The sequence below is a fragment of the Vibrio sp. Vb0937 genome (genome assembly GCF_033338855.1).
Map to the genome: position 1 here is coordinate 1 of NZ_JAWOTK010000163.1, position 1,509 is coordinate 1,509.

General features: G+C 45.3%; 1 protein-coding gene. It reads right to left on the reverse strand.

Going from position 1 to position 1,509, the window contains the following annotated elements:
- Positions 1-1,509: ferrous iron transport protein B (gene feoB / locus R7P67_RS24065; RefSeq protein ID WP_318086223.1), on the reverse strand; the 1,509-nt coding region annotated here is incomplete at both ends.

Below are 1,509 nucleotides of genomic sequence, written 5' to 3' on the forward strand. Positions count from 1 at the left end.
ACTTGCGCCTCTAACGCACCATGTTGTTTTTTACCAATACGTTTGAATACGTGATAAGTTCCGATGAAGATTGCAACAATAATTGCCATCCAGACACCACTAGTAATTGGGCTTTCAGAGAAATGCGTCAACTGATTGTAGAACGTTGCACATAGGTAAGCTAAACCCATCGTCCATACCGCAATAAAGCGTGCGAAGTTATGGCCAAATTCACGTACATACGCCCCCATCGCAGCAACACATGGTGTGTACAACAAGATGAAGATCAAGTAAGCAAACGCGGCATGACCAGAAACAAACTGAGACTTAATGTTGCCGAAGATAGACGCATCCACTTCTTGTTCTTCTGCGACCGCATTTGAATCTGTTAGGTCACCCACTTCAATGCCTAATGGATCAGAGTAACTCAAGCCCGCAAGGTTCTCAGGAATACTCATTACCGCATCTTTTAGGCTCCCCATCAGATCGAACTCTGCTTCTTCACCGTCACTTGGCGACGTGTACAAACTGTTTAGCGTACCAACGACCGCCTCTTTGGCGAAAATACCGGTAATAATACCAACCGTTGCTGGCCAGTTATCTTCTTGAATACCAATTGGCGCAAACACTGGCGTTACCACTTGTGCCGCTTTAGAAAGTACAGAGTTTTCACTGTCTTCATTACCAAAGCTGCCATCTGTACCCAACGAGTTTAGGAAACTTAGGATAGCAACAACCACAACGATGGTTTTACCTGCACCCAGTACGAAGCGCTTAAGCTTTTGCCAAGTTTTGATCACGACGTTTTGCAATGTTGGCAATTCGTAGTCTGGCATTTCCATGACTAAGCTATCGCTGCTGCCAGGGTAAAGAGTGTGCTTTAAGAAAAGACCGGTGAAGATCGCAGCCACAATACCTAATAGATAAAGTGCAAAGACAATGTTTTGACCAGAACCAGGAAAGAACGCCGCAGCAAACAGTGCATATACAGGTAAACGAGCACCACATGACATAAATGGCGCCATCGATGCCGCTAACTTACGCTCACGTTCTTGGTCTAGAGTGCGTGTTGCCATGATTGACGGCACGTTACAACCAAAACCAAGAACCAACGGCACAAACGCTTTACCCGGCAAGCCGATTTTCTGCATCACTTTATCGAGTACAAACGCAGCGCGAGCCATATAACCCGAACTCTCAAGCACAGCTAGGAACAAATACAAACACGCAATGACAGGAATAAAGGTCGCTACCGTTTGGATACCGCCACCAATACCATCGGCAATAACCGTCACAAGCCAAACTGGCAAATGACCATCCAATAGGTGATGACCGCCATCAACCAAAAGTGCGCCAACGCCGATATCAAAGAAATCGATAAATGCACTACCAATGTTAATCGAGAACATAAACATTAGGTACATCACAACAAAGAAGAATGGAATCCCCACCCACTTGTTCAAAATAAACTGATCAAGTTTTTCGGTAACACTGCGGCTGAGTTTGCCTTCACTGCGGCGAACTTTTTTG